The organism is Nocardioides immobilis (genome assembly GCF_003515065.1).
Classification (GTDB): domain Bacteria; phylum Actinomycetota; class Actinomycetes; order Propionibacteriales; family Nocardioidaceae; genus Nocardioides; species Nocardioides immobilis.
In genome coordinates, this window is sequence record NZ_QXGH01000004.1 from 1 (window position 1) to 24,774 (window position 24,774).

Annotated in this window: 22 protein-coding genes; 4 read left to right on the forward strand and 18 right to left on the reverse strand. The window is 71.6% G+C overall.

What is annotated here, in order from left to right:
• Positions 1–15: 15 nt before the first annotated feature.
• The gene (locus D0Z08_RS00590) at positions 16–1,275 is read right to left on the reverse strand and encodes an IS110 family RNA-guided transposase (protein WP_118921639.1); all 1,260 of its coding nucleotides are present in this window, start codon (positions 1,273–1,275) and stop codon (positions 16–18) included.
• A gap of 275 nt (positions 1,276–1,550) precedes the next feature.
• On the opposite strand from D0Z08_RS00590, the gene D0Z08_RS00595 reads away from it, so the two are divergent.
• Positions 1,551–2,858, forward strand: coding sequence for an anthranilate synthase component I family protein (locus D0Z08_RS00595; protein ID WP_118921641.1), 1,308 nt, complete (start codon positions 1,551–1,553; stop codon positions 2,856–2,858).
• On the opposite strand, the gene D0Z08_RS00600 is transcribed toward D0Z08_RS00595, so the two are convergent.
• The 7 genes from D0Z08_RS00600 to D0Z08_RS00630 form a co-directional block, all read right to left on the reverse strand.
• Complete coding sequence (locus tag D0Z08_RS00600) at positions 2,855–4,054, reverse strand: NAD(P)/FAD-dependent oxidoreductase (protein ID WP_118921643.1); 1,200 nt, start codon at positions 4,052–4,054, stop codon at positions 2,855–2,857. The genes D0Z08_RS00595 and D0Z08_RS00600 overlap by 4 nt on opposite strands.
• Before the next feature lie 72 nt (positions 4,055–4,126).
• Positions 4,127–4,678, reverse strand: coding sequence for a hypothetical protein (locus D0Z08_RS00605; protein ID WP_118921645.1), 552 nt, complete (start codon positions 4,676–4,678; stop codon positions 4,127–4,129).
• The gene (locus D0Z08_RS00610) at positions 4,671–6,089 is read right to left on the reverse strand and encodes a sensor histidine kinase (protein WP_118921647.1); all 1,419 of its coding nucleotides are present in this window, start codon (positions 6,087–6,089) and stop codon (positions 4,671–4,673) included. Before D0Z08_RS00610 ends, D0Z08_RS00605 begins: the two co-directional genes overlap by 8 nt.
• Positions 6,086–6,793 (reverse strand): response regulator transcription factor, encoded by a 708-nt coding sequence (locus D0Z08_RS00615; RefSeq protein WP_118921649.1) that lies wholly within the window; start codon positions 6,791–6,793, stop codon positions 6,086–6,088. The genes D0Z08_RS00610 and D0Z08_RS00615 overlap by 4 nt, the downstream gene beginning before the upstream one ends.
• Before the next feature lie 258 nt (positions 6,794–7,051).
• The gene (locus D0Z08_RS00620; protein ID WP_118921651.1) at positions 7,052–7,969 is read right to left on the reverse strand and encodes an SGNH/GDSL hydrolase family protein; all 918 of its coding nucleotides are present in this window, start codon (positions 7,967–7,969) and stop codon (positions 7,052–7,054) included.
• A 119-nt stretch (positions 7,970–8,088) separates the two neighbouring features.
• Complete coding sequence (locus tag D0Z08_RS00625; RefSeq protein WP_118921653.1) at positions 8,089–8,949, reverse strand: fructosamine kinase family protein; 861 nt, start codon at positions 8,947–8,949, stop codon at positions 8,089–8,091.
• A gap of 33 nt (positions 8,950–8,982) precedes the next feature.
• Complete coding sequence (locus D0Z08_RS00630; protein ID WP_118921678.1) at positions 8,983–9,384, reverse strand: phage holin family protein; 402 nt, start codon at positions 9,382–9,384, stop codon at positions 8,983–8,985.
• A 121-nt stretch (positions 9,385–9,505) separates the two neighbouring features.
• Between D0Z08_RS00630 and nhaA the strand changes: the two genes are divergently transcribed.
• Complete coding sequence (gene nhaA, locus D0Z08_RS00635) at positions 9,506–10,897, forward strand: Na+/H+ antiporter NhaA (protein WP_220453951.1); 1,392 nt, start codon at positions 9,506–9,508, stop codon at positions 10,895–10,897.
• Here nhaA and D0Z08_RS00640 read toward each other — a convergent pair.
• The 5 genes from D0Z08_RS00640 to D0Z08_RS00660 are packed head-to-tail and all read right to left on the reverse strand — an operon-like array spanning position 10,864 to position 15,073.
• Complete coding sequence (locus D0Z08_RS00640; RefSeq protein WP_118921656.1) at positions 10,864–11,559, reverse strand: RibD family protein; 696 nt, start codon at positions 11,557–11,559, stop codon at positions 10,864–10,866. The two genes, nhaA and D0Z08_RS00640, sit on opposite strands and share 34 nt — an antisense overlap.
• The gene (locus D0Z08_RS00645) at positions 11,552–12,481 is read right to left on the reverse strand and encodes a lysylphosphatidylglycerol synthase transmembrane domain-containing protein (protein WP_118921658.1); all 930 of its coding nucleotides are present in this window, start codon (positions 12,479–12,481) and stop codon (positions 11,552–11,554) included. The genes D0Z08_RS00640 and D0Z08_RS00645 overlap by 8 nt, the downstream gene beginning before the upstream one ends.
• Positions 12,478–13,692, reverse strand: a complete 1,215-nt coding sequence (locus tag D0Z08_RS00650) for a glycosyltransferase family 4 protein (RefSeq protein ID WP_182481079.1) — start codon at positions 13,690–13,692, stop codon at positions 12,478–12,480. The genes D0Z08_RS00645 and D0Z08_RS00650 overlap by 4 nt, the downstream gene beginning before the upstream one ends.
• Positions 13,689–14,096 carry a 6-pyruvoyl trahydropterin synthase family protein gene (locus D0Z08_RS00655; RefSeq protein WP_245993449.1) on the reverse strand — a complete coding sequence of 136 codons (408 nt, stop codon included), beginning with the start codon at positions 14,094–14,096 and terminating at the stop codon, positions 13,689–13,691. The genes D0Z08_RS00650 and D0Z08_RS00655 overlap by 4 nt, the downstream gene beginning before the upstream one ends.
• Complete coding sequence (locus tag D0Z08_RS00660) at positions 14,093–15,073, reverse strand: zinc-dependent alcohol dehydrogenase (RefSeq protein WP_118921662.1); 981 nt, start codon at positions 15,071–15,073, stop codon at positions 14,093–14,095. Before D0Z08_RS00660 ends, D0Z08_RS00655 begins: the two co-directional genes overlap by 4 nt.
• 93 nt (positions 15,074–15,166) lie before the next feature.
• Here D0Z08_RS00660 and D0Z08_RS00665 point away from each other — a divergent pair, with 93 nt between their 5' ends.
• Entirely contained in the window at positions 15,167–17,437 is a 2,271-nt protein-coding gene (locus D0Z08_RS00665; protein WP_118921664.1) for a CDP-alcohol phosphatidyltransferase family protein, read from the forward strand.
• On the opposite strand, the gene D0Z08_RS00670 is transcribed toward D0Z08_RS00665, so the two are convergent.
• From D0Z08_RS00670 to D0Z08_RS00690, 5 genes are all read right to left on the reverse strand, one after another.
• Positions 17,427–18,140 (reverse strand): anti-sigma factor family protein, encoded by a 714-nt coding sequence (locus D0Z08_RS00670; protein ID WP_118921666.1) that lies wholly within the window; start codon positions 18,138–18,140, stop codon positions 17,427–17,429. The genes D0Z08_RS00665 and D0Z08_RS00670 overlap by 11 nt on opposite strands.
• The gene (locus tag D0Z08_RS00675; RefSeq protein ID WP_118921668.1) at positions 18,137–18,649 is read right to left on the reverse strand and encodes a sigma-70 family RNA polymerase sigma factor; all 513 of its coding nucleotides are present in this window, start codon (positions 18,647–18,649) and stop codon (positions 18,137–18,139) included. Before D0Z08_RS00675 ends, D0Z08_RS00670 begins: the two co-directional genes overlap by 4 nt.
• 93 nt (positions 18,650–18,742) lie before the next feature.
• Positions 18,743–20,722 carry an acetate--CoA ligase gene (acs, locus tag D0Z08_RS00680; protein ID WP_118921670.1) on the reverse strand — a complete coding sequence of 660 codons (1,980 nt, stop codon included), beginning with the start codon at positions 20,720–20,722 and terminating at the stop codon, positions 18,743–18,745.
• A 165-nt stretch (positions 20,723–20,887) separates the two neighbouring features.
• Complete coding sequence (locus tag D0Z08_RS00685) at positions 20,888–22,516, reverse strand: solute symporter family protein (RefSeq protein WP_118921672.1); 1,629 nt, start codon at positions 22,514–22,516, stop codon at positions 20,888–20,890.
• Positions 22,516–22,893 carry a DUF485 domain-containing protein gene (locus tag D0Z08_RS00690; protein WP_245993451.1) on the reverse strand — a complete coding sequence of 126 codons (378 nt, stop codon included), beginning with the start codon at positions 22,891–22,893 and terminating at the stop codon, positions 22,516–22,518. The genes D0Z08_RS00685 and D0Z08_RS00690 overlap by 1 nt, the downstream gene beginning before the upstream one ends.
• Before the next feature lie 270 nt (positions 22,894–23,163).
• Between D0Z08_RS00690 and D0Z08_RS00695 the strand changes: the two genes are divergently transcribed.
• Positions 23,164–24,654 (forward strand): pyridoxal phosphate-dependent decarboxylase family protein, encoded by a 1,491-nt coding sequence (locus D0Z08_RS00695; protein ID WP_118921676.1) that lies wholly within the window; start codon positions 23,164–23,166, stop codon positions 24,652–24,654.
• Positions 24,655–24,774: the final 120 nt, after the last annotated feature.

Sequence of the window (24,774 nt, forward strand, 5' to 3'; positions counted from 1 at the left end):
AGCCCTGTGTCAACGTCAGGCCGCGTCAGCGGCGTCGAGGAGTGCTCTGAGGGCGCCGTGTTGGTCGGGGTCGTAGGCGGTGTCGTTCTGCCAGCAGCGCCAGATCACACCGAGCCAGGCTCGGGCCAGGATGCGGGTGGCGTGGGGATGGTCCTTGCCGCGAGCGGTGGCGTCGTTGTAGATCTTCGCGGCCCAGGGGTTGGCTCGGCGGGAGTCGCCGGCGAAGTCGCAGACCGCATCACGGAGTTCCTTGTTGACTGCCCATCGGTAGGTGACGGCCTTGTGCTTCCCGGACTGTTTGGTCGAAGGCGCGACGCCGGCCAAGCAGGCCAGGGACGCTGCATCGGGGAATCGGCCTCGGACATCACCGATCTCGGCCAGCAGGCGGGCGGCGCGCACGGTGCCGCCGCGGGGCAGGGACTGGAAGATGTGGGCGTCGGCGTGCAGCTCGAGCTGTTCGGCGATCTGAGCTTCCAGGGTCGCGATCTGCTCAACGAGCTCGTTCAGAACGTTGAGCATGGCGCGGGTGACGTGGGCGCGGGCGGCGCCGTCGGGTCCGACCGGTCCGCGGGGCGCGGTCTGCAGGTGAGCGAACAGGTCGGCGGGGTCCTTGCGGCCGCAGTAGCCGACGCTGCTCAACCACGCTGCCAGGCGCTTCACGCTGAGCCAGTCCGCGCGCTCCTGGGAGTCGAAGCGGGCCAGGAACCGCAGACTGATCTGGGAGTCGAGGTCCTTGAAGAGACCCACGGCGCCGGGGAACGCGGCCTGCAGGTGCGCACGGAGCTGGTTGCACAACGCGACGCGGTGCTTGACCAGCTCGCGGCGGGCGCGAACGGTGGCGCGCAGTGTCTTGGTGGCCTCACTGTCGTGGGTCAGCGGCCGCAGCTGGGTCCGGTCGGTGCGCAGGGTGTCGGCCAGGACGTAGGCGTCGAACCGGTCGTCCTTGTTGCCGGCCGACCCGTAGCGGCTGCGGAGGTTCTTGAGCCGGTTCGGGCTGATCACGACCACGGTCAGGTCGGCGTCGAGCAGGGCATCGACGACAGGTCCGTCGCCACGTTCGATGGCGACCTCGCCGACACCGTGATTGACCAGGAACTTCACCAGTGCGCGCAGACCAGCCGCGGTGTGCTCGACGCTCTTGCGGGCGACTTCGCGGCCGCGGTCGTCGACGATGCTGACCGCGTGGTCCTCGCTGGCCCAGTCCACACCGGCGGTGACACGGTTGACGGGCTGGTCGGGCAGTTTGTTGTTCGGGGTGGTGCTGGCAGACTTCACGTCAGCCTCCTCGCTGCTAGACCCAGTGGGGAGGCACCCGCTTTTCGGTGCCGGGACGCATCTGTCTGTCAGCTCACTGATCGGCGCTCCCAGCCATCCACGCGGTCGGCCTTGGCGCACAGCCCTGTCGACGATCACGGCGTCCCGGGTGTCCGCCGGGCCCTGCAGAACTCATCGTGGACCTCAAGGGGTCGAGCGAGCAGGGCAGTGACCCGACGGCACCTGGGGTGCATCAGCGGCCCGTCCAGGACCGCCGACGCGAGGAAGGTAGTCCAGTGAGCACCCGTGGCGACGCCGCTGCGGCGTTCACCGAGGTCGCGGCCGGGCATCCGCGCTGCGTCTGGCTCGACGGCGGCGGCGCGCGCCAGTGGTCCCGCCAGCGCTCGATCATCGGCTGGCTCGACGACGACGACGTCTCGCTGACCTACTCGGCCGAGCGGAGGGAGGTCACCCGCCACGCGGGCGGGGCCAGTGTCGTGGTCGGCGACGACCCGTTCGTCGTACTCGAGGCGGAGCTGGACGCGGGCTCGCCCACCGACCAGTGGTTCGGCTACTTCGGCTACGCCGCTCGGCCCGACCTCTCCGCCCGCCCGGACCCCGACCTGCCCGACGCGATCTGGATGCGGCCCTCGCACGTGCGGATGTTCGAGCACCCGGGCGGCGCCTTGCAGGAATCCCCGGTCGACCGGGGATTCCTGCACATGTCGGCCGTTGCAACGCCCGACAAGCGCCAGGATTCCCCGTCAACTTCACCCCCTGCGGACTACGAAGCCGCGTTCGCGGCCGTCCAGGAGCACCTCCGTGCGGGCAACTCCTACGAGGTCAACCTCACCCATCGGCTGCGGATCGCGAGCGACACCGACCCCGCGACGGCGTACCTCAAGCTGCGCAGCCTCAATCCCGCTCCCTACGCCGGCTTCCTGCAGCACAGCGTGCCGGGCCGGCCGGAGGCGTCGGGCTGGCTGCTCAGCTCGTCACCGGAGCGCTACGCGCTGGTGACGGGGGACCGGACGCTGGAGACCAAGCCGATCAAGGGGACGACGGCCCGCGGTGAGACTGCCGTCGAGGACCAGGCCGCGCGTGAGCGACTGGCGACGGACCCGAAGTACCGGGCCGAGAACCTGATGATCGTCGACCTGCTCCGCAACGACCTGTCCCAGGTGTGCAAGGTCGGCAGCGTGGAGGTCCCGGTGCTGATGGAGGTCGAGTCGTACGCGTCGGTGCACCAGCTGGTGTCGACCGTGCGCGGACGCCTGCGCGACGACGTGTCGACGGTCGGCGCCCTCCGCGCGCTGTTCCCCGCCGGGTCGATGACCGGCGCGCCGAAGCTGCGGACCATGGAGATCATCGACGCGGTGGAGGCGACCCCGAGGGGTGCGTACGCCGGCGCGTTCGGCTGGGTCTCCGGCGACGGCCGGGCCGACCTCGGTGTGGTGATCCGCTCGCTGCTGTCCGCGGGCGACGGCTACCTGATCGGCACCGGCGGCGGGATCACGGTCGACTCCGAGGTGGCCGACGAGTACGCCGAGACCCGGTGGAAGGCCGAGCGCCTGCTCCGTGCCCTCGACCAGGACCGCCCCTAACGCAGGTCGGTGAGGTCCGCCCGGTCCACCTCGGAGCCGATCAGCTCGCGCAGCTGGTCGTTGACGTCCCAGATGTTGACGTTCATGCCGGCAGTCACCGTGTCGCCGGCCAGCCAGTAGGCGATGAACTCGCCGGACTCCAGCGAGCCGCGGATCTCGACGTCGTCGTCGGCCGAGCCGCGGCCGACGTACTCCATCCCGAAGTCGAACTGGTCGGTGTAGAAGTACGGCTGCCAGTCGTAGGCGACGTCCTGGCCGAGCATCGACCGGGCGACCGCCTTGCCCTGGCGGATGGCGTTGTCCCAGTGCTCGACGCGCAGCGGCCCGAGCCGGGTGTGAGCGGCGTTGGCGACGTCACCGGCCGCCCAGATGTGGGGATCGGAGGTGCGCAGGTGCTCGTCGACGGCGACCCCGCCACCGGCCTCGCGGCCGGCGATCGTGAGGCCGGCGGCCTCGGCGAGCCCCGTGACCGGGGCGGCGCCGACCGCGACGACGACGAGGTCCGCGGGCAGCGTGCCGTCGGCCGTGACCACGCCGGTCGCCCGGCCGTCCGCCGTCTCGATCGACTCGACGGTGACCCCGGTGCGGATGTCGACGCCGTTGTGGGTGTGGAGCTCGACCAGGTAGCGCGCCACCGTCTCGCCGAGCACGCCTCCGAGCGGCAACGGGGCCATCTCGAGCACCGTCACGTCCATTCCCGCCTGACGCGCGGCGGCGGCGAGCTCGAGCCCGATCCAGCCGCCGCCGACCAGGACCGCCTTCCCGCCCGCCGCGAGCGCCTCCCTGAGGTGGTCGGAGTCCTCCTTGGTCCGCAGGTACGACGCGGCAGCCGCTCCCGGCAGGTCAGGCACGCGGGGCTCGGCGCCCGTGGCGAGCAGGAGGGCGTCGTACTCCAGGGTGTCGCCGGAGTCGACGCTCACCGTGCGGGCGGCAGGGTCGATCGCGGTCGCCTCGGTGCCGCTCAGCACTGCCACGTCGTGCTCGTCGTACCAGGCGGCGTCGTGAGGCGGCAGGTCGTCGGCGGTCTTCTTGCCCATCAGGTAGCCCTTGGAGAGCGGCGGCCGCTCGTAGGGCAGGTGTGGCTCCTTGCCGACCACCGTCAGGGTGCCGGTGAAGCCCTCCTGCCGCAGGGTCTCGGCGGCGTTGGCGGCGGCGAGGCCGCCTCCGATGATGACGATCCGCTCGATGGTGTCCACGCTCCCCACCTTGTCCCGAGCACTCGTCGGACACAAGCGGGTGACGCGTCAACCGGCGTCAGCGGAGTTTGCTCAGTCCGTGCCCTCGAGGCCCGACTCCGCCGCGTGCGTGGCGAGCCGGGTGAGGGTCTTCTCCACGCCGGCGACGATCCGGTCCTCGTCGTACGGCGCCGGGGCGACGACCGCGACCTGCTGGATCAGCTCGCCGTTCTGGACGAAGCCGTCGACGTAGAGCTGCTTCTTCACGACGGCGACGACCACCTTCGAGGACTCGGCCCCGGGGATCTTCGGCTCGCGCACGTCGGCCTTCTCGGGCTGGCCCATCTTGTCCCAGGCCTCGTCGAGGGTGCCCGAGAACAGCGAGTAGTTGGCGGTGACGACCGGCTGCCCCGTCCCCTCGTCCGGGGCGAACCGGCACTCGGGGAGCGTCGGCTCGCCGTTGTCCTCCTCGGCGACGGTGCCGAAGGTCTTCTCGACGAACCGGTCGTCGAGGACGTCGCAGGGGTTCCACAGCGCCGGCGTCTCGTCGGGGAGGTCGGGCTTCTCGCCGACCTCTTCCCCGTCGCCGCACCCGGCGAGCGCAAGGAGCAGTACGGCGGCGCCCGCTGCGACCGACCTACGCATCCACCTTCTCCGTTCCCGGCAGCTTGAGCACGACCCGTGCCCCTCCACCGACATTCTCCGTCGCCTGCACCGACCCGGCGTGCCGCTCGGCGACCTGGCGGACGATGGCGAGCCCGAGGCCGGAACCCGGAAGCGTCCGGGAGTCGGCGGACCGCCAGAACCTATCGAAGATGCGGGCACGCTCGTCCTCGGGGATGCCCGGGCCCTGGTCGTCGACGGTCAGTACGCCGTCGCTGAGCCGGACGGTCACCAACCCGCCCTCGGGGCTCCACTTCGCGGCGTTGTCGAGCAGGTTGGTCACCGCACGCTCGAGGGCGGGCGCCTCGCCCACGACCCACCAGGGGCGCGTGAACACCTCGAAGGTCACGTCGGGGGCGCGGCGCCGTACCCGTTGGACGGCGTGGTCGACGACGTCCGCGAGGTCGACCGGCTCGACGGTCGGCGGCACCGGCTCGTCGCGGGCGAGCTCGGTCAGGTCGCCGATGAGCGTGGTCAGCTCCTCGATCTGGGCGCGGATGTCCTCCATCAGCTCGGCCCGCGCGTCGGCCGGCAGGGACGCCGCGTCGCCGCCGGACATGGTGAGCAGGTCGATGTTGGTCCGCAGCGAGGTCAGCGGGGTGCGCAGCTCGTGGCTGGCGTCGGCGACCAGCTGCCGCTGTCGCACCCGGGAGGCGTCGAGCGCGGTCAGCATCATGTTGAACGCGGTGGCGAGCCGTGCCACCTCGTCGTCGCCCTCGACCGGCAGCCTGGTGAGGTCCTCGGTGCGCGCGATCCGCTCCACGGCGAGGGTCAGCCGGCGGACCGGACGCAGGCCGCTGCTGGCGACCAGCCAACCCGCGAAGCCGGCGGCCAGGACGCCGAGCCCGCCGAACGCGACGGTCACCCAGCCCAACCGGGACAGGATCCGGTCCTGGTCCTCGAGCGGCTGTGCGATCACCAGCGCGATGCCGGGTTGGCGGGTCGGCACCGTGACGACGCGGTAGCGCTCGCCCTCGATCCGGATGGTGCGGATGCTCGACTCGCGCTCGCCCTGGGCGACCTCGCGCTCCGGCTGGCCCAGGACGATGTTCGGCCCGTCGTCGAGCACCCGGCCCTCGCCCTCGGCGGGCAGGAACGCGATCCGTACGTCGGCCGCGCCGAACGCCCACGACGGCACGTTCTGGTCGAGGCTCCTGAGGAGCACGTCGGACTGCGCCGCCTTGTGGGCCCGCTCCATCAGCGAGTCGTCGAGGCTCTGCTGCATCTGGACCCGGGTGGTCGCGTAGGCGACGACCGCGACGAACGCGACCACCAGGCCCACCGTCATCGTGGTCAGCAGGATCACCCGGCTGGCGAGCGACCGCCGGTAGTGCCACCGGCCGTCCGGACCCGGGCCGACCGCGAGGCCGGTCCCGGCCCAGAACGTGCTCATGACTCCTTCAGCACATAACCCACGCCGCGCACGGTGTGGATCAGCCGCGTCTCCTCGCCCGACTCGGTCTTGCGGCGGAGGTAGCCGACGTAGACCTCGAGCGAGTTCGCGGTCGTGGGGAAGTCGTAGCCCCACACCTCCTCGAGGATGAAGCTGCGCTCGAGCACCCGCCGCGGCCGCCGCAGGAACATCTCGAGCAGCGTGAACTCGGTGCGGGTCAGCTCGATCGCCCGCTCGCCGCGGGTGACCTCGCGGGTGGTGACGTTCATGGTGAGGTCGGAGAAGGTGAGCACCTCCTCCTCGTCGCCGTCCTCGTGGGGCACGACCCGGCGCAGCAGCGCCCGCAGCCGGGCGAGCAGCTCCTGCAGCGCGAACGGCTTGGTCAGGTAGTCGTCCGCCCCCGCGTCGAGACCCTCCACCCGGTCGCCGACCGCGTCGCGGGCGGTCAGCACCAGGATCGGTACGTCGTTGCCCGCCGCGCGCAGCGCCCGCGTCGCGTCCAGGCCGTCGAGCCGCGGCATCATCACGTCCATCACGACCACGTCGGGCGCCACCGCGCCGATGCCGGCGAGCGCCTCGGCCCCGTCACCGGCCAGGTGCACGTCGTACCCGTTGAACTCCAGGGACCGCCGCAGCGACTCACGCACCGCGCGATCGTCGTCGACGACAAGGACGCGCGGGAGGTGCGGGGGGCGGGTGGACACGCCCCCATGATGCCCAATCCGGCTGAGCGATGGCTGAGAGGCGCGTCAGCGCCCGCCCGGTACGTCGCTGAGTCGGCGCGTTTCGGGTCCGGTACGTCGCCGAGTCGGCGCGTTTCGGGTCCGGTACGTCGCCGAGTCGGCGCGTTCTGAGATGAGCCGACTCGGCACTGGCGACGTGTCGAGATGAGCCGACTCGGCACTGGCGACGTGTCGAGATGAGCCGACTCGGCACCGACCGCGGGTAGGAGCCGCCCGGTCTCAGCCTCGAGCGAGCCAGGCGTGGATGATGCGCGACTGCGCGTTGGCGCCGGCCCGGTTGGGGTGGAGCGGTGCGGAGATGCTGCCGATCGGGTTGAGGGTGAGGACGCCGAGCGTCTCCACGTAGCGTTGCGTGGGAGCCGCGCAGACGTTGTGGCCGATCGTCGGGGTGTAGGTGTCCACGAGCTCGGCGCTGGTGCGCTCGGCCGCTGTCGCGAGCATCGCGTTCATCTCCTTGAACTTGGCGGCGAACCACGCCATGTCCCGTGGGTTGATCGGGACGAGCGGATAGCAGCTCTGCCCGCTGTCCGGCACCGTCTCCAGGTAGTTGACCAGGACGACGCGCGCGTGCGGCGAGCGGGCGTGGACGGCGTCGACGGCGGTCTCGAGCTCGTTCAGTGTGGCGGCGATCCTGACCGACACCTGGTCGACGCCGCCGCGGGTGTACTTGGTCTTGCAGGAGGTGAGCGTCACCCCGGCGATGGCACAGTCGATGCCGATCTGAACCATGCCGATGTCGTTGCCGCCGATGCCGATCGTCACCAGGTCGGTGGTCGGGGTGAGCCGGACGAGCTGGGGCGGATTGACGCCGGCGGCTGTGTTCTGGGGGCTGGTGAGGTCGTCGATCGTGGCTCCGCCGCACGATGCGTCGATGAAGGTCTCCACCGCGAGCAGGGCTGCGACCTGGTGCGGGTAGTCCGTCCGGGCCTGCGCGCAGCCCACCGGCACGTACTCGGTCGTGGGCAGCGAGGAGTAGCCCGTGGACGCCGTGTACGAGTCGCCCATCGCGACGTACTCCCGGTAGAGCGGGGCAACCGCAGGGGCCGACGGGTCGGCACCCGCGGGGGCTGACACCGCCACCATGGTCGCGCCGATCAGGGCGGTTGCGCTCGCTGCGCAGACGAGACGTCGCTTCATGCGGTGCTCCACGTGGCTCCAGGCTGCAAGGAAGGTCCTGCAGGACCTGGCGACCCTAGCCCGTGAACCTACGGTTGTGTAGTAATTGCTCGGCGGCCGGTGAACCGGCCGGATCGCCCCTACAGGTAGCGCGCGGCGATCTTGGCGGCGCGAGCGCCGTAGCCACCGCCGAAGAGACAGGCGTGGACGATCAGTGGGAAGAGCTGGTGGATCCCGAGCCGGTCCTGCCAGTCGTCGCCGAGCGGGGCGACCTCGTCGTACGCCGCCATCACGTGGGGGAGCTGGGGCAGGCCGAAGAGGGTCAGCATGGCGAGGTCGATCTCGCGGTGTCCGCCGTACGCCGCGGGGTCGATCGCGACGACCCGGTCCTCCTGGCCCCACAGCACGTTGCCGTTCCAGAGGTCGCCGTGCAGCCGCGAGGGCCGTTCGTCGGGCACGATCTCGCCGACCCGCGCGGCGGCACGCTCGATGAGGTCGGCGTCGGCGGGGGCGACCAGGCCCTTGTCGCGGGCGACCCGGAGGTACGGCGTGATCCGGCGCTCGACGTAGAACTCCGCCCAGGTCGGCAGCGGCTGGTTGTTGAGAGGCAGTCGTCCGATGTAGCCGTCGGTGTCGAAGCCGTACGACGGCGCGCCCGTGAGGTGGGTGCGGGCCAGAGCGCGCCCGAAGGCTGCCGCTGCCTCCTGTCCGGGGCGGGTGGTCTCGACCCAGGCGAGGATCAGGCAGTCGGCGTCGACGCCGAGCACCTCGGGGGTCGCGACGCCGTCGTCGACCTCGGCCAGCCAGCGCAGCCCGGCGGCCTCCCGCTCGAAGAACGAGGGCGGGGCCTGGGTGAGCGTCTTGAGGAACGCGGTGCGGCCGTTGGACAGCCGCAGCTTCACCGCGCTGGAGACGTCACCGCCGGCCACCGGCGCGGTCGAGATCACCGAGGAGCCGAGCAGCTGCTCCGCTCGTCCGGCGACCGCCGGTTGCCGCGCCATCGTGACCCCCTCGGACCCGCAACACTGCCTGGGTCAGGACTTGCCCTTGAGCGCGCGCGGGATCTCGCGGCCCTGCTCGATCGCCTTCTCGGGCGCCTTGACCTGCTTGAGCTTCTTGATCCCGAGGAGGATGCACAGCGCCGCCACCAGGAGCCAGAAGCCGGAGACGATGAGGAACGCCCAGTGCAGGGCGAGGCCATCGCCGTTCCAGTTGATGAAGTAGCCGGCCGCCACCGACAAGATGATGATGAAGAGCACCAGGAAGAACACGGCGGAGAGCAGCAGCACGGTGCCGAGGCCTCCGGCGGTCACGCTGACCTTCAGCTCTGACTTGGCGAGCTGGATCTCCTTGCGCACGAGCGTGGAGAACTCGGTCTGGGCGTCCTTGACCAGGCGCCCGATCGTGGGCTCTTCGCGGAGCTGTTCGACGGCCATGCGACCGACCCTACCGAAGCCGCCTGTCGCGGCCACTAGGATCTCAGTCAGGTGAGCCGGGAAGTCTGGTCGGCACCAGCCGAACGACCCCCGACACCGAGCGATGCGAGGTTCCGCCGCCGTGAACGACTCACCGTCCACTCCACCGCGACGCCCGGCCGACCTCTGGCGAGCGGGGCCGGTGCTGTCGTCAAGCGACCGGCCGCTGGCCAGGTACGTCGCGCGGCCGCTCCGCGAGTTCCTCCGGGTCGAGTCGGCCGGGTCGGTCCTGCTGCTCCTGGCAGCGGCGGCCGCGCTGGTGTGGGCGAACTCGCCCTGGTCGGAGTCGTACGGCGACTTCTGGCACACCCATCTGAGTCTCGAGGTCGGGTCCTTCCATCTCGACGGGAGCCTCCAGCACTGGGTCAACGACGCGCTGATGGTCATCTTCTTCTTCGTCGTCGGACTCGAGATCAAGTACGAGCTGGTCAGCGGCGACCTTCGCGATCCGCGGACGGCCGCGCTGCCGATCGTGGCCGCGGTCGGCGGCATGGTCGCGCCTGCGCTTCTCTACGTGGCGGTTGCCGGTGGCGGTGACGCCGGCGCCGGCTGGGGGATCCCGATGGCGACCGACATCGCGTTCGCCGTCGGCGTGCTGGGGGTGCTGGGCCGCCGGATCCCATCCTCCGCACGGCTCTTCCTGCTCACCCTCGCGATCGTCGACGACATCGGCGCGATCGTGGTGATCGCGGTCTTCTACACCGCCGACCTGGACCTGGTCTGGCTCGCGGCCGCGCTCGGCCTGCTGTTGGTCATCGTCGGTATGCGGCTGCTGCGGATCTGGTTGATCCCGGCGTACGTCGTCGTCGGCGTCGGTGTCTGGTACGCACTCTTCGAGTCCGGCGTGCACGCCACCCTCGCCGGGGTGGCGCTCGGCCTGCTGACCCCGGCGTCCGCCCTGCTGAAGCCGGACGTTGCGCGGGACTACGCCCAGCATGCTCTCGCCGACCGCGAGCTCGACCCGGACGAGGTGCACCGGCTGCAGTTCCTCGTCGCCGAGTCGGTGCCCGTGGTCGAGCGGCTCCAGCACCACCTGCACCCGCTGTCGGCGTACCTCGTGCTGCCGGTCTTCGCCCTCGCCAACGCGGGCGTCGACCTCGGCGGCGCGGTGTTCGCGAACGCGACGACCACGGCCGTGGGGCTGGGCATCGCCGCGGGCCTGGTGATCGGCAAGCCGGTGGGCATCCTGCTCGCCTGCGTGATCGCGGTCCGCACCGGCGTGGCCCGGCTGCCCGCGCGCACCAGCTGGGGCCAGATCGCCGGAGTCGGGGCCGTCGCCGGCATCGGGTTCACGGTGTCGCTGTTCATCGCCGGGCTGTCCTTCCCGGACTCGCCCGCGCTCACCGAGGCAGCGAAGGTCGGGACGCTCGGGGCGTCCGTCGTCGCGGCCTTGGTCGGCGTTGTCGTACTCCTGCTCGCGTCGGGACCCGACGCGACGGATCAGGCGGACTCGAACCGGTCGGAGAGCGCGTAGCGCAGCAGTACGACGTCGCCGATCGCGCGGGTCTCGACGAGCCGGGCGCGGTGGTCGGGGCACCACGGGTACCGGCCGTCGTCCACGAACCGGCGGGCCCGGGAGTCGCCGACGAAGAACGGCGCGACCACCAGCTGCAGCTCGTCGGCCAGCCCGTCGGTCAGGAACTGGGTGTGCACCGTGCCGCCGCCCTCGACCATCAGCCGGCGGATGCCGCGGGCGTGCAGGTCCTCGCCGACGCGGCGCATCCGGCGCGGCGAGTGCCCGGCGTCGACGACGGTCGCCAGCGGTCCCAGCCGGCGGCGGAGGGACGCGACCGTCTCGGTGCTGCAGTAGACGAGCTTCTCGCTGTCGCCGGCGGTGAAGAAGTTGCAGTGCGGGTCGAGGTCGCCGCGGGCGGTGACGGTCACCTTCGCCGGCGACGCCGGCAGGCCGGCCGCGGTGCGGGCCCGGCGGCGCGGGGCGTCGCGCACGAGCAGCCGCGGGTTGTCCTTGCGGACCGTGGTCGCCCCCACCAGGATCGCGTCGCAGCTGGCGCGCACCTCGTCGACGCGGTCGAAGTCGGCCTCGTTGGAGAGCATCAGCCGCTGCTCGCTCGCGCCGCCGAGGTAGCCGTCGAGCGACATGCTGCAGCTGAGCAGGGTGTAGGGACGGTCAGCCACTGAGGACCTCGTCCTGGGGATCGGGAGCCGGAATCGCGGCGGGCGTCCGGTCGGCCAGCATCAGCACACCGGGGAGGGTAGCGACGAGCGACACGACGCCGAACGCGACGGCGACGCTGAGGCCGGTCTCCGCGCCGATGCCGGCGCCGGCGAAGAGCCACGCGGCCGCGCCCTCCCGCGGGCCCCACCCCGCGACGGACAGCGGCAGCGCGGACGCCAGCAGCACCACCAGGGCGAGGGCGGCCAGCTCGGCGAGCGGCGCGGTGACGCCGACCGACCGGGCCGCGACCACGAACACCACGACGTGACCGCCCGCCGCCAGGGCCGAGGCGAGCACGACCTGCGGCAGGACCGGCCGGAGCGTGCGCAGCTCGGTGACGGTCGCGCGTCGTACTCGTGCGGGCAGCGCGGCCGTCAGCGCGATGACGACGCCGCCGAGGGCGAGCAGCAGCCACCCGACGCCCGACCGGACGGCGGTCGGCAGCAGGACGAGGGCGAGGATCGCGAGGGATGCCTGGACCGCCTGGCCGGACGCGCGGTCCCACAGCACCGACCGGAGGCCGCGGCCGAGCGCTCCCGCCGAGCGGCCGTGGTCGATGCCGCGGTGCAGGTCGCCGAGGACCCCACCGGGGAGCGTGGCGTTGAGCAGCTGCGACCGGTAGTAGCGGCGGTACGCCGTCCCCGCCGGCACCGCGATGTCGAGCTGCCGGGACAGCAGGCTCCATCGCCAGGCGCAGCACCAGGTGGTGCCCGCCGTGACCACGAGCGCCACCAGGAGCGCGGTCAGGTCCGCACGGCGGACGCCCTCGACGAACGGCTCGGCGCCGAGCCGGAACCCGAGCACCACGAGGATCGCGGTCCCGAGCAGGAACCGCACCCAGACCCAGCGGTTCGTCCTCGTGGCGATCGTCGATCCGTTCATCGGTGTGCGTAGGTGGTGTCAGGGGATACGGGTCGGGCGTCCGTGCGGTTCAGCGCTGCCGCGTCGATGGCGTCGGCGAGCCCGCGGGCGGTGTCGGCCCAGGAGCCGAGCGCGGTCCGCCGCCGGTCTGCCGTCGACCGGAGCCGCTCCCGCTCGGCAGGGTCCTCGAGCCACCGGCGCAGGGCGCCTGCCAGGAGGTCCGGGTCGTCGGGCGGCAGGAGTACGCCGGCGAGGGTGCCGTCGTCGAGCCGGCCCAGGGCCTCCCCGTGCCCGCCCACGTCCGTGATCACGGCCGGGATCCCGTGCGCGAGCGCCTCCGTCACGGCCATCCCGTAGGACTCCCGGCGCGAGGCCGACACGAGCAGGTCGGCGTCGTCGAACGCGACCTCGAGCCGGTCGCCGGTGAGCGGGCCGGCGAAGACCACCCGGTCGGCGATCCCGGACCGGAGCGCGATCTCCTGCAGGCCGGCGACGTAGTCCGGCTCCAGGTCGAGCGCGCCGGCCACCGTGCACTGCCAGTCGAGGTCCGCGATCTCGGCCAGCGCGGTGAACAGGGTGTCGTGCCCCTTCGCTGACGTCACCGCGCCGAGGCAGAGCAGCTGCCCGGCAGTCTCTGGTCTCGCGACGGTCGCAGAGCGACCTCCTCGACCGACGGGGTCGTCCACGCCCGGTGGCACCGCCTGCACCCGCTCCGCCGCCACGCCGTGCTGCCGGACCACCCAGTTCCGTGCCCACTCGCTCGTGGTGACGACGCCGGCTGCGGCGGAGAGCACGGCCCGCTCGCCGCGCCGTACCGACTCCTCGGGGTGGGCATCCGCGAACGGCATGTGCAGGAGTACGACGACCCGCAGCCGCTCGCACGCCGCCACCACTGCGTCCTGCTTGACGTCATGCAGGGTGACGGGTGGGTTGTCTCGCTTGACGTCATGCAGGGTGACGGGTGGGTTGCCTTGCATGACGTCATGCAGGTCGCCGTCGGGGGCGACGCAGACGAGCAGGCCGTCCACGACCACGATCGCACCGTCCGGCAGTTCCGACAGCAGAGACAGGACCCGGTCAAGGTCGGCGACCCGGTGCTCGTGCACGACCCGCCCGAGGGCGGTGAGCTCGTCGATCACCCGACGGTCGTAGCGGTTGCCGCCGCTGGGACGCGCTGGGTCGTCGATCCCCGCGGGGACGACGATGTTGATCTCGACGGGCGCTTCGCTCATAGCGGTCGCTGGTAGCTCGCCCATGCGATGTGCGACTCCCGCAGGGTCACCTCGATGCCCGAGAGCTCGTCGGCGGGTCGGCCGAGCAGGCCCTGGTGCGCGGCGTCCGCGAGCCGGTCGGCCACCAGCCGCGCCAGGACCTCGGTCGAGGTGTTGACGCCGGCGAGGCTCTCCACATCGTCGAGGTTGCGGTAGGTGAGGTCCGCGAGCACCGCCTTCAGTTGCTCGCTCGCGCGCCCGATGTCGACCACGATCCCCGACTCGTCGAGGTCGGCGGCGACGAACGTCGCGTCGACCACGAAGGTCGCGCCGTGCAGCCGCTGCGCGGGTCCGAACACCTCCCCGCGGAGGCTGTGGGCCACCATCATGTGGTCGCGGACGGTCACCCGGAACTGGGGGGTCACATGGTCTCCTCGTAGTCGATGGAGTGGCAGAGCGTGGTCCGGTCGCCGGCGGCCAGCCGGGCGAGTACGGCGGGCAGGTCGGCCAGCGGCGAGGTACCCGTCAGCAGCGCGTCGAAGTCGGGCTCCTCGAGGAGCTCCAGCGCGAGCCGCAGCCGGTCGGTCGTCGTACGACGTCCGCGGCGCGCCGGCGCCACCACGCCCACCTGGCTGGCGCGGATCGTGAGCCGCCGGGAGTGGAAAGCGCCGCCGAGCGGCACCGTGACCGGCCGGTCGCCGTACCAGCTGACGTCGAGCACGGTGCCCTCCGGCGCCAGCAGCTCGAGCGACCGCTGCAGGCCGGCCGACGTGGCTGATGCATGCACGACCAGGTCGCAGTCCCCGGGGGCGTCCTCCGGAGCGAACAGTCCTCCCACGAGCCCGTCGGCGACCTGCTGCCGTGCCGGGTTGATGTCGACCAGGCTCACCCGCACGCCGGGCATCCGGCGGAGCAGCAGCGCGATCGAGCAGCCGACCATGCCCGCGCCCACGACCGCGACCCGGTCGCCGACCAGGGGCGCTGCGTCCCACATCGCGTTGACCGCGGTCTCGACCGTGCCCGCCAGCACCGCCCGCGCGGTCGGGACGTACGGCGGCACCGGCACCACGGCGGAGGCTGGTACGACGTACGCAGTCTGGTGCGGGTAGAGGCAGAACACCCGGCGTCCCTGCAGCTCGGGCGGGCCCTCCTCGACGACGCCGACGCTGAGGTAGCCGTACTTCACCGGGCCCGGGAAGTCGCCCTCCTGGAACGGCGCCCGCATCGACTGGTGCTGGTCGGCCGGTACGCCGCCGCGGAACACCAGGGTCTCCGTGCCGCGGCTGATCCCCGAGCGGAGAGCGCGGACCAGGACCTCGTCGGGACCGGGCGCACGGAGCGGCTCGGTCCGGATCTCACCGCGACCCGGCTCGGCGAGCCAGAACGCACGTGCCTCGCGCACCGTCGGTGTCTCCTCTCGTCCGGCGCTGCCTGCCCCTGAACCGTAGGGTCTCCCATCACGTAGCACCCGGTAACCCCTAGACACGGAGGTGCGGTGGATCGGGTTCAGGTCGGCACGGTCGGGTGGACTGTCGCGCTGCTGTGCGCGGCCGCGCTCGCCATCCTGCTCGCCGGTGCGCTGGCCCGCCACCGCACGGTGCTCGGGCCGGCCGGCCGGATCACCCTCACCCGGGCGGTGCTGGCCTGCGGTGTCGCCGGGCTGACCGCCCAGTCGTTCGTCGGGCCGGACAACACCGCACTGGTCGTGACCCTCGCGACCGTCGGCCTGCTGCTCGACGCGGTGGACGGCCAGGTCGCCCGCCGGACGGGCACCGAGACCCCGCTCGGGGCCCGCTTCGACATGGAGGTCGACGCGTTCCTGATCGCCGTCCTCAGCCTGTACGTCGCCCCCGCCGTCGGGTGGTGGGTGCTGGCGATCGGCGGAATTCGTTACGTGTACGTAGCGGTGACCTGGGTAATTCGGTGGCTACGGCGACCGCTGCCACCCCGGTTCTCGGCGAAGGTGGTAGCGGCGCTCCAAGGCATCGTCCTCGCTGTCGCGGCATCCGGCCTGCTCCCGCTGGTCGTGATCCGGGTGGCGCTGGCGATCGCACTGGTGCTGCTCGCCGAGTCCTTTGCCCGAGACGTCCGATCCTTGTGGCGGGAGCGTTTGGAGCCGCTTCCGTCACCCCCCCTGGCCCCGGCCGGCGCACCCCCGATGCCGGCCGGGGCCCTCTCGGCGGTGGCGTTCGTCGGACTCTGGGTCGCCCTGGTGCTGCCCGATCCCACCGACGGGCTGGCGCCGGGCGAGGTGCTGCGGATCCCGGTCGAGGGCCTGGTCCTCGTCGCTGCGGCGCTGGTTCTGCCGCCCCGGCCGCGGCTGTTGGGGGCGGTCGGGTTCGGCGTGCTCGCCGGCGTCCTGGTCGTGCTCCGGACGGTGAACGCCGGCTTCGCGCTGGTGCTGGACCGCCCGTTCGACCCGCTCGGTGACTGGGGCTACTTCGGGTCCGGGGTCGGCGTGCTCGGCGACTCGATCGGGGACGTCGCTGCGCGGCTGACCGCGGTGGGCGCGGTGCTGCTCGTCGGCGTGGTGCTGGTCGCGCTCGCCTGTGCGGCCGCCCGGGTGGCGCGGGTCGCGGCCGACCACCGGCCCCGCGCGGCGCGGGGGGTCCTCGCGCTCGGCACCGCCTGGGCGGTGTGCAGCGCCTTGAGCGTCCAGCTCGCCGGCGGCGGCCCGGTGGCCGCGGCCGGTGCGACCGGGCTGGCGGTCGACACGGTCGAGCAGGTGCGCGACGGGGTCGCCGACCAGGACGAGTTCGCCGAGCAGATCCGGGCGGACCGGTTCGCTGACGTCCCCGAGGACGAGCTGCTGACGGGACTGCGGGGCAAGGACGTGCTGGTCGTCTTCGTCGAGAGCTACGGCCGGAGCGCGACCCGCGGTTCGTCGTACTCACCGGGCATCGAGGACGTGCTGACCGACGGCACCCGTCGCCTCACCGGCGCCGGCTACCGGACGCGCAGTGCCTACCTCACCTCGCCGACGTTCGGCGCGGGCAGCTGGCTCGCGCACGCCACGGCGCAGTCCGGGCTGTGGGTGGACAGTGAGCGACGCTACGGGCAGCTGCTCGACAGCGACCGGCTCACCCTCACCAGCGCCTTCGGCGGAGCCGGGTGGCGCACCGTCTTCGACGTCCCCGCGAACACGAGGGACTGGCCGGAAGGGGCGGAGTTCTACGGGTTCGACCACATCTACGACTCGCGCAACGTCGGGTACGCCGGGCCCGGGTTCGGCTACGCCCCGGTGCCCGACCAGTTCACCCTCGAGCACTTTCGCCGCGAGGAGCTCGCGGGCTCCGACCGGCCGCCGGTCTTCGCGGAGATCGACCTGATCTCCAGCCACCACCCGTGGACCCCACCGCCGCCCCTGGTGGAATGGGACGAGGTCGGCGACGGCTCGGTCTTCGACGGAACGACGGAGGACGCCGAGCCCGTCGACCAGGAGGCGGACCCGGAGCGGGCGCAGGCGCTCTACGGACAGTCGATCGAGTACTCCTGGGAGACCCTGCTCTCCTTCCTCGAGACCTACCCCGACCCCGACCGGGTGCTCGTCGTGCTCGGCGACCACGAGCCGTGGTCCTGGGTGAGCGGCGACCCCGATCACGCGGGCGGTCGCGACGTACCGATCACGGTCATCGCGCAGGACCCCGACGTCGTACGGCGGATCGCCTCCTGGCAGTGGTCACCCGGACTGCTGCCCCTGGCCCATGCCCCGGTGTGGCCGATGTCCGACCTGCGGGACCGGCTGCTGGCGGCGTTCAGCGAGTGAGCCGCAGGATCGCCCCGTAGCTGCTGCCGACCTCCACCTCGACGATGTCCTCGGGGGGTACCGAGGCCTGGCCGACGGAAGGCACCCACTTGCCGGGCTCGGCAGTGAACGTGCCGGCAGTCTCCTCACGACCGTCGGCGGTGCGCACGACGATCTCGTAGGCGTAGGCGTGCTGTCCTTCGTAGCGGCAGTTCAGCTCGAGGCGGGTGCCGCCCCGCACCGGGGTGAGGGACACCCACCCCTTCGCTCCGCTCCGCTGCACCGCGTCCATCCGCTCCCGCGGCGCGGTCTCCGGGCTCGTGGTGACCGTCGGCGGCGCGATCGTGACCGTCGCGGTCGGCGCGGCGTCGGGTTCGGGGGTCTCGCCGCCGCGGAGCCCCGCCGCCAGCGCGGCCGAGCCGCCGGCGATGACGGCGACGGCAGCGGCAGCGAGCACGGCCGTGCGGATGCTCCGCCGCCGGTCGTGCTTCCGCGCCTCCGCGATCAGGCGGGGCAGCAACGTCGCCGGGACCGGCTCGGAGACCGGCTGCTCCAGCAGGTCGGCGGGCACCCGGCCCAGCAGGCCGGGCAGGCCGGCCAGCTCCCGGACCGCACGGGAGCACTCCTCGCAGGTGCCGAGGTGGCGTTCGTAGTCGGCGCGCTCCGTGGCCGACAGCGAGCCCAGCACATAGGCGCCGTCGTACGTCGCGAACGGGCAGGTCACTGGCTCACCCCCAGCTCCTCGAGCGACAGCTTCAGCGCACGCAGCGCGTAGTGGGTGCGAGACTTCACGGTGCCCTCGGGGACGCCGAGCCGGCGGGACGCCTCCGCCACCGAGCGGCCGCGGTAGTAGCACTCCAGCAGCACGGTGCGGTGCTCGTGCGAGAGCTGGGTGAGCGCCTCCGCGACCACCCACGAGAGCAACAGCTCGTCGGTCCGGTCCTCGACGCTGGACAGCTCCCCGAGGTCGTCGGTGAGGATCTCGGTGCGGGTGCGCTTCGACCGCCACTCGTCGATGACGATGTTGCGGGCCACGGTGAAGAGCCAGGACCGGACCGACCCGCGGGACTCCTCGAGCACCGCCGCGTGGCGCCAGGCACGCAGCAGGGTCTCCTGCGCGACGTCCTCCGCGTGCGTCCGGTCGTTGCCGGTGAGGTGCAGGCAGAACGCCCACAGCGCGGCAGCGTGCTCGTCGTGCAGCTGTCGCATCGCCGCGGCCAGGCTCTCCGGCATGACACCTCCTACCCCTCACACGATGGCGAGGCGGTCGAGGTTCAGTGTGCTCGCTCGGACCGCACGCTTGTGACACGCGGCCGCCGCCCGCCGTCAGTCCTCGGTGGAGGTGGCCTGCCCGGCGGAGATGAGATCCATGATCCCCGAATCGGCCAACGTGGTGACGTCGCCGACCTCGCGCTTCTCCGCGACGTCGCGCAGCAGGCGGCGCATGATCTTGCCGGAGCGGGTCTTGGGCAGCTCGGGGACGATCATGATCTGCCGCGGCTTGGCGATCGGGCCGATCTCCTTGCGGACGTGGTCGGAGAGCTCCTTGACGATGTCCGCGCCACCGTCACCCGCGTTCTCGCGGAGGATGACGTAGGCGACCACGGCCTGGCCGGTGTCGGGGTCGGTGGCGCCGACGACGGCGGCCTCGGCGACCTTCGGGTGGGAGACCAGGGCGGACTCGATCTCGGTGGTGGAGAGCCGGTGGCCCGACACGTTCATGACGTCGTCGACCCGGCCGAGAACCCAGATGTCCCCGTCGGAGTCCTTCTTGGCGCCGTCACCGGCGAAGTAGTAGCCCTGCTTCTTGAACCGCGACCAGTAGGTGTCGACGTAGCGGTCGTCGTCGCCCCACAGCGTGCGCAGCATCGACGGCCATGGCGCGGTCACCACGAGGTAGCCACCGGAGCCGTTGGGCACCGGGTTGCCGTCGTCGTCGACGACGTCGGCGGACACTCCGGGGATCGGCGTCATCGCCGAGCCCGGCTTGCCGGCGGTCACGCCCGGCAGCGGGCTGATCATGATCATCCCGGTCTCGGTCTGCCACCAGGTGTCGACGACGGGCGTGCGGTCGCCGCCGATCGTGTTGCGGTACCAGATGTAGGCCTCGGGGTTGATCGGCTCGCCGACCGAGCCCAGCAGCCGCAGCGACGACATGTCGCGCTGGTCCGGGATCTCCCGGCCCTGCTTCATGAACGAGCGGATCGCGGTGGGTGCGGTGTAGAAGATCGTGACGCCGTACTGCTCGATGATCTGCCACCAGCGACCACGCTCCGGGCTGTCCGGCGTGCCCTCGTAGAGCACCTGGGTCGCGCCGTTGGCCAGCGGCCCGTAGACGATGTAGCTGTGGCCGGTGACCCAGCCGATGTCGGCCGTGCACCAGTAGACGTCGGTCTCGGGCTTGAGGTCGAAGACCGCGTGGTGCGTGTACGACGTGCCCACGAGGTAGCCGCCCGTCGTGTGCAGGATGCCCTTGGGCTTCCCGGTGGTGCCGGAGGTGTACATGACGTAGAGCGGGTGCTCGGCGTCGAACGCCTCCGGGGTGTGCTCCGTCGAGGCCGACCCGACGGCGTCGTGCCACCAGACGTCGACGTCGTCGTCCCAGCCGTTCTCGCCCAGGTCCTGGCCGGTACGGCGGACGACGAGCACCTTCTCCACGACGCTCGTCTTGGTGCGGGCCTCGTCGACGGCCGGCTTGAGCGCCGAGGGCGCGCCGCGGCGGTAGCCGCCGTCGGAGGTGATGATCACCTTCGCCTGGCAGTCGTCGATCCGCGAGGCGAGCGCGTCGGCGGAGAACCCGCCGAAGACCACCGTGTGCGGGGCGCCGATCCGCGCGCAGGCGAGCATCGCGACGATCGCCTCGGGGATCATCGGCATGTAGATCGCGACCCGGTCACCGGTCTCGACACCCAGCTCGGTGAGCGCGTTGGCTGCCTGCGACACCTCGTCCTTGAGCTGCGCGTACGTGATGTCCCGCGTGTCGCCCTCCGGCTCACCCACCCAGTGCAGCGCGACCTTGTCGCCCCGGCCGGCCTCGACGTGCCGGTCGACGCAGTTGTACGACGCGTTGAGCTTGCCGCCGGTGAACCACTTGAAGAACGGCGGGTTGCTGTCGTCGAGCACCGTGTCCCACTTCTCGGCCCAGGTCAGCCGCTCGGCCTGCTCGGCCCAGAACGCCCCCGGGTCCTTGGCGGCGTGCTCGTAGGCGTCGCCGCTCACGTTGGCGGCGGCTGCCAGGTCGGCCGGCGGCTCGAAGCGACGGTCCTCCTTGAGCAGGTTGGCAAGGGTCTCGTGGTCGGTCGTCACGGGTCTCTCCTGATCTCGTGGGTGGCGTGCACCACATTAGGACCGCGAGTCTGCGCGGTCACGGGTTGCGTCGTGGTTGCGGCCGAAGCCTCCACTCGCCGAGTCGGCGCAAATCCGCAGAGCTCGCTGCGCTCGCCTGCAGATTTCCGCCGACTCGGCTCGTGGCTAGTGCTGGACGGCCTGCTCGGCGCCCGCGCCGGTGAGCGCGCGGACCTCGAGCTCGGTGAACCGCTCCTCGGCGGTCGGCTCCTTGGACGTGACAGTCCCGAGCCAGCCGAAGAAGAACCCGAGCGGGATCGACACGATGCCGGGGTTCTCGAACGGGAACCAGTGGAAGTCCACCCCGAGCGGGAACAGTGCCGCGGTGACCGTCTCCCCGGTCTCGGCGTCGATCGCCGTCTTGCCCGAGACCACGGGCGAGAAGAACACCAGCGTGACGCAGGAGATCAGGCCGCCGTAGATGCTCCACACCGCACCGCGGGTGTTGAAGCGCCGCCAGAACATGTTGTAGACGATCGCCGGCAGGTTGGCCGAGGCTGCGACCGCGAACGCCAGCGCCACCAGGAACGCGATGTTGAGGCTCTGCGCCGGGATGGCGAGCAGGATCGCGATGCCGCCGATCACGGCCGCGGCGATCCGGGTCATCCGGATCTCGTCCTTCTCGCTCGCCTGCCCCTTCTTGATCACGCTGTTGTAGATGTCGTGCGCCACCGACGACGACGACGTCAGCGTGAGCCCGGCGACCACCGCGAGGATGGTCGCGAAGGCGACCGCCGCGATCAGTGCGAGCAGGATCGCGCCTCCGGTCGAACCGGCGCCGCCACCGACGGCCTCCGCCAGCTTCGGCGAGGCCAGGTTGCCGGCCTTGTCGAGCGTGCTCGTGTCCAGCAGCGCCGCGGCACCGAAGCCCAGCACCAGGGTGAACAGGTAGAAGACGCCGATCAGGCCGATCGCCCACAGCACCGACTTCCGGGCGTCCCGCGAGGTCGGCACGGTGTAGAAGCGGATCAGGATGTGCGGCAGGCCCGCCGTACCGAGGACCAGCGCGATGCCGAGGCTCAGGAAGTCGAGCTTGCTGGTGAGCGTGGCGCCGTACTTCAGGCCGGGCTCCAGGAACGCGCTGCCGTGGCCCGAGTTGCTGGCCGCGCCGCCGAGCAGGTCGGACAGGTTGAAGTCGAACTTCGCGAGCACGAGTACGACGATCAGCGCCGAGCCCGCCATCAGCAGCACGGCCTTGACGATCTGGACCCACGTCGTGCCCTTCATGCCGCCGACGGTGACGTAGAAGATCATCAGCGCGCCGACGCCGAGGATGACGATGTTCTTGACGAACTGGTCGTCCACGCCGAGGAGCAGGGCGACCAGTGCGCCCGCGCCGACCATCTGGGCCAGCAGGTAGAAGATCGACACGACCACGGTCGACGTGGCCGCAGCCATCCGCACCGGCGTCTGCCGCATCCGGTACGCGAGCTGGTCGGCCATCGTGTAGCGGCCGGAGTTGCGCAGCATCTCCGCCACCAGCAGCAGCGCGACCAGCCAGGCGACGAGGAACCCGATCGAGTAGAGGAAGCCGTCGTACCCGGACAGCGCGATCGCGCCGGAGATACCGAGGAACGACGCCGCCGACATGTAGTCGCCGCCGATCGCGAGACCGTTCTGGAAGCCGGAGAACGACCGGCCGCCGGCGTAGAAGTCAGCGGTGCCGCTGCTCTGACGGCTAGCCCAGAAGGTGATGCCGACCGTCAGCGCGACGACCGCGAGGAAGAGTGCGGTGGTGAGTACCTGGGTGTCCATCAGTGGCCTCCGGTCCCTCGCGACGACTTGCCCTCGAGCGCGATGAACCGCTCGTCGAGCTGCCGGGCCAGCGGGTCGAGCCGGCTGGTGGAGTAGCGGCTGTAGACCCAGGCGATGAGGAACGTGGTCGCGAACTGCAGCAGCCCGAAGACCAGCGCCACGTTGATGTTGCCGACCAGCTTGGTGGACATGAAGCCGCCCGCCCAGTTGGAGAGGACGACGTAGAGCAGGTACCAGCTCAGGAACGCGACCGTCGCGGGGAAGACGAAGCTGCGGTACCTCCGGCGCAGCTCGACGAACTCCGCCGAGGCATGGAGCTCGTCATAGACCGGATCGTGCCGGTCGGCTTGTACGTGTGGCGAGACGTCGTGGGACACGGGAACCTCCAGAAGGGGGGATGTGTGACGGCCGTCACCGGCCTCCATCCCCGGACGCTAGGAGGGGCCGCCCCGGGACCGGCAGGGGTGCGGGCGGACCGCGCGCCGAGCGGGGAAGCGCCGTCGGCGAACGGTCGGTCCGACGCGACGAACGGTCGCCCCACGATCGGCGCCGTGTGACGGAGCGCACGTGGCCGGGGTCGTGACAGCGGTCCATTCCGCGCCGCTAAGGTAAGGCTTGCCTTATTTAATCCGACAGGAGCGACCGCCGTGTACCCGCCACCGCTGCAGCACGTCTTCCATCCCGCCAACGCGGACCACTACGCGGCGACGATCGGCGCCGGCCTCGAGCACCTGGTCCGCACCCTCGGCCGGGTCGCCGGCCCGGCAGCCGGGACCAGCGTCGTGGAGGCCGCGGCCCGGGTCGCGGCCGTCGACCTGGACGCCCCGCTGGGCGAGACCGGCAAGGTGCTGGAGGAGCTCTCGCACGTGTGGCTCGAGGACGCCGTGTGGTTCCACGAGCCGACGTACGCCGCGCACCTCAACTGCCCGGTCGTCGTACCGGCCCTGCTCGCCGAGCTGTTCATCGCGTCCGTCAACAGCTCGATGGACACGTTCGACCAGAGCGTCGGCGGCACCTTCGTCGAACGGCACCTCATCGACTGGACCGCCGGCCGGATCGGCTTCGGCGACAAGGCCGACGGCGTGTTCACCAGCGGCGGGTCGCAGTCCAACCTCCAGGCGCTGATGCTCGCCCGCGGCGCACTCGAGCGGGAGCCGTTGGGCAGGCTCCGGATCCTCGCATCGGCCGACAGCCACTTCTCGGTGCAGAAGTCCGCGCGGCTGCTCGGGCTCGGCGAGGACAGCGTCGTGTGCGTGCCCACCGACGAGCGGCACCGGATGGACCCGGCCGCGCTCGACCGGTCGCTGGGCGCGTGCACCGCCCTCGGCCTGCGCCCGGTGGCGATCGTGGCGACCGCCGGCACCACCGACTTCGGCGCGATCGACCCCCTTCCCGAGATCGCCGACCTCGCCGTGGCGTACGACACCTGGCTCCATGTCGACGCGGCGTACGGCGGTGGCCTGCTCGTCTCCCCGCGCTACCGGCACCGGCTGGCCGGCATCGACCGGGCCGACTCGGTGACCGTCGACTACCACAAGACGTTCTTCCAGCCGGTGTCCTCGAGCGCGCTGATCGTGCGCGACCGCGCCCTCCTGGCGCCGGTGACCTGGCACGCCGACTACCTCAACCCCCGCGACCCAGATCGCCTGGCCTCGCCCAACCAGGTCGACAAGAGCCTGCAGACGACGCGCCGGTTCGATGCGCTCAAGCTCTGGCTCACCCTGCGGGTGATGGGCCCCGACGCCGTCGGGGAGTACGTCGACGCGGTCATCGACCTCGCGCGGGACGTCCAGACCGCGGTGAGCGACGAGCCCGAGATCGAGCTGGCAGCCCTGCGACCCGAGCTCAGCACGGTGGTCTTCCGGTACGTGCCGCCGGGTGCGGCGCTCGATGAGGCCGAGATCGCCGAGCTCAACACCCGGATCCGGGCGGAGCTCTACGCGTCGGGCCGGGCGATGGTGGCGGCCACCAAGGTCGACGGTCGCCAGTTCCTCAAGCTCACCCTGCTCAACCCGCTCGCGACCGTCGGCGACATCGTCGGCGTGATCGACCTGGTGCGCGCGACCGGCGCCCGGCTCGCCGCGGACTCGTACGCCGAGCGTTCGCACGCCGAGCCGGTCGAGGCTGTGGCCCGATGAGTAGCCCTGTGTCAACGTCAGGCCGCGTCAGCGGCGTCGAGGAGTGCTCTGAGGGCGCCGTGTTGGTCGGGGTCGTAGGCGGTGTCGTTCTGCCAGCAGCGCCAGATCACACCGAGCCAG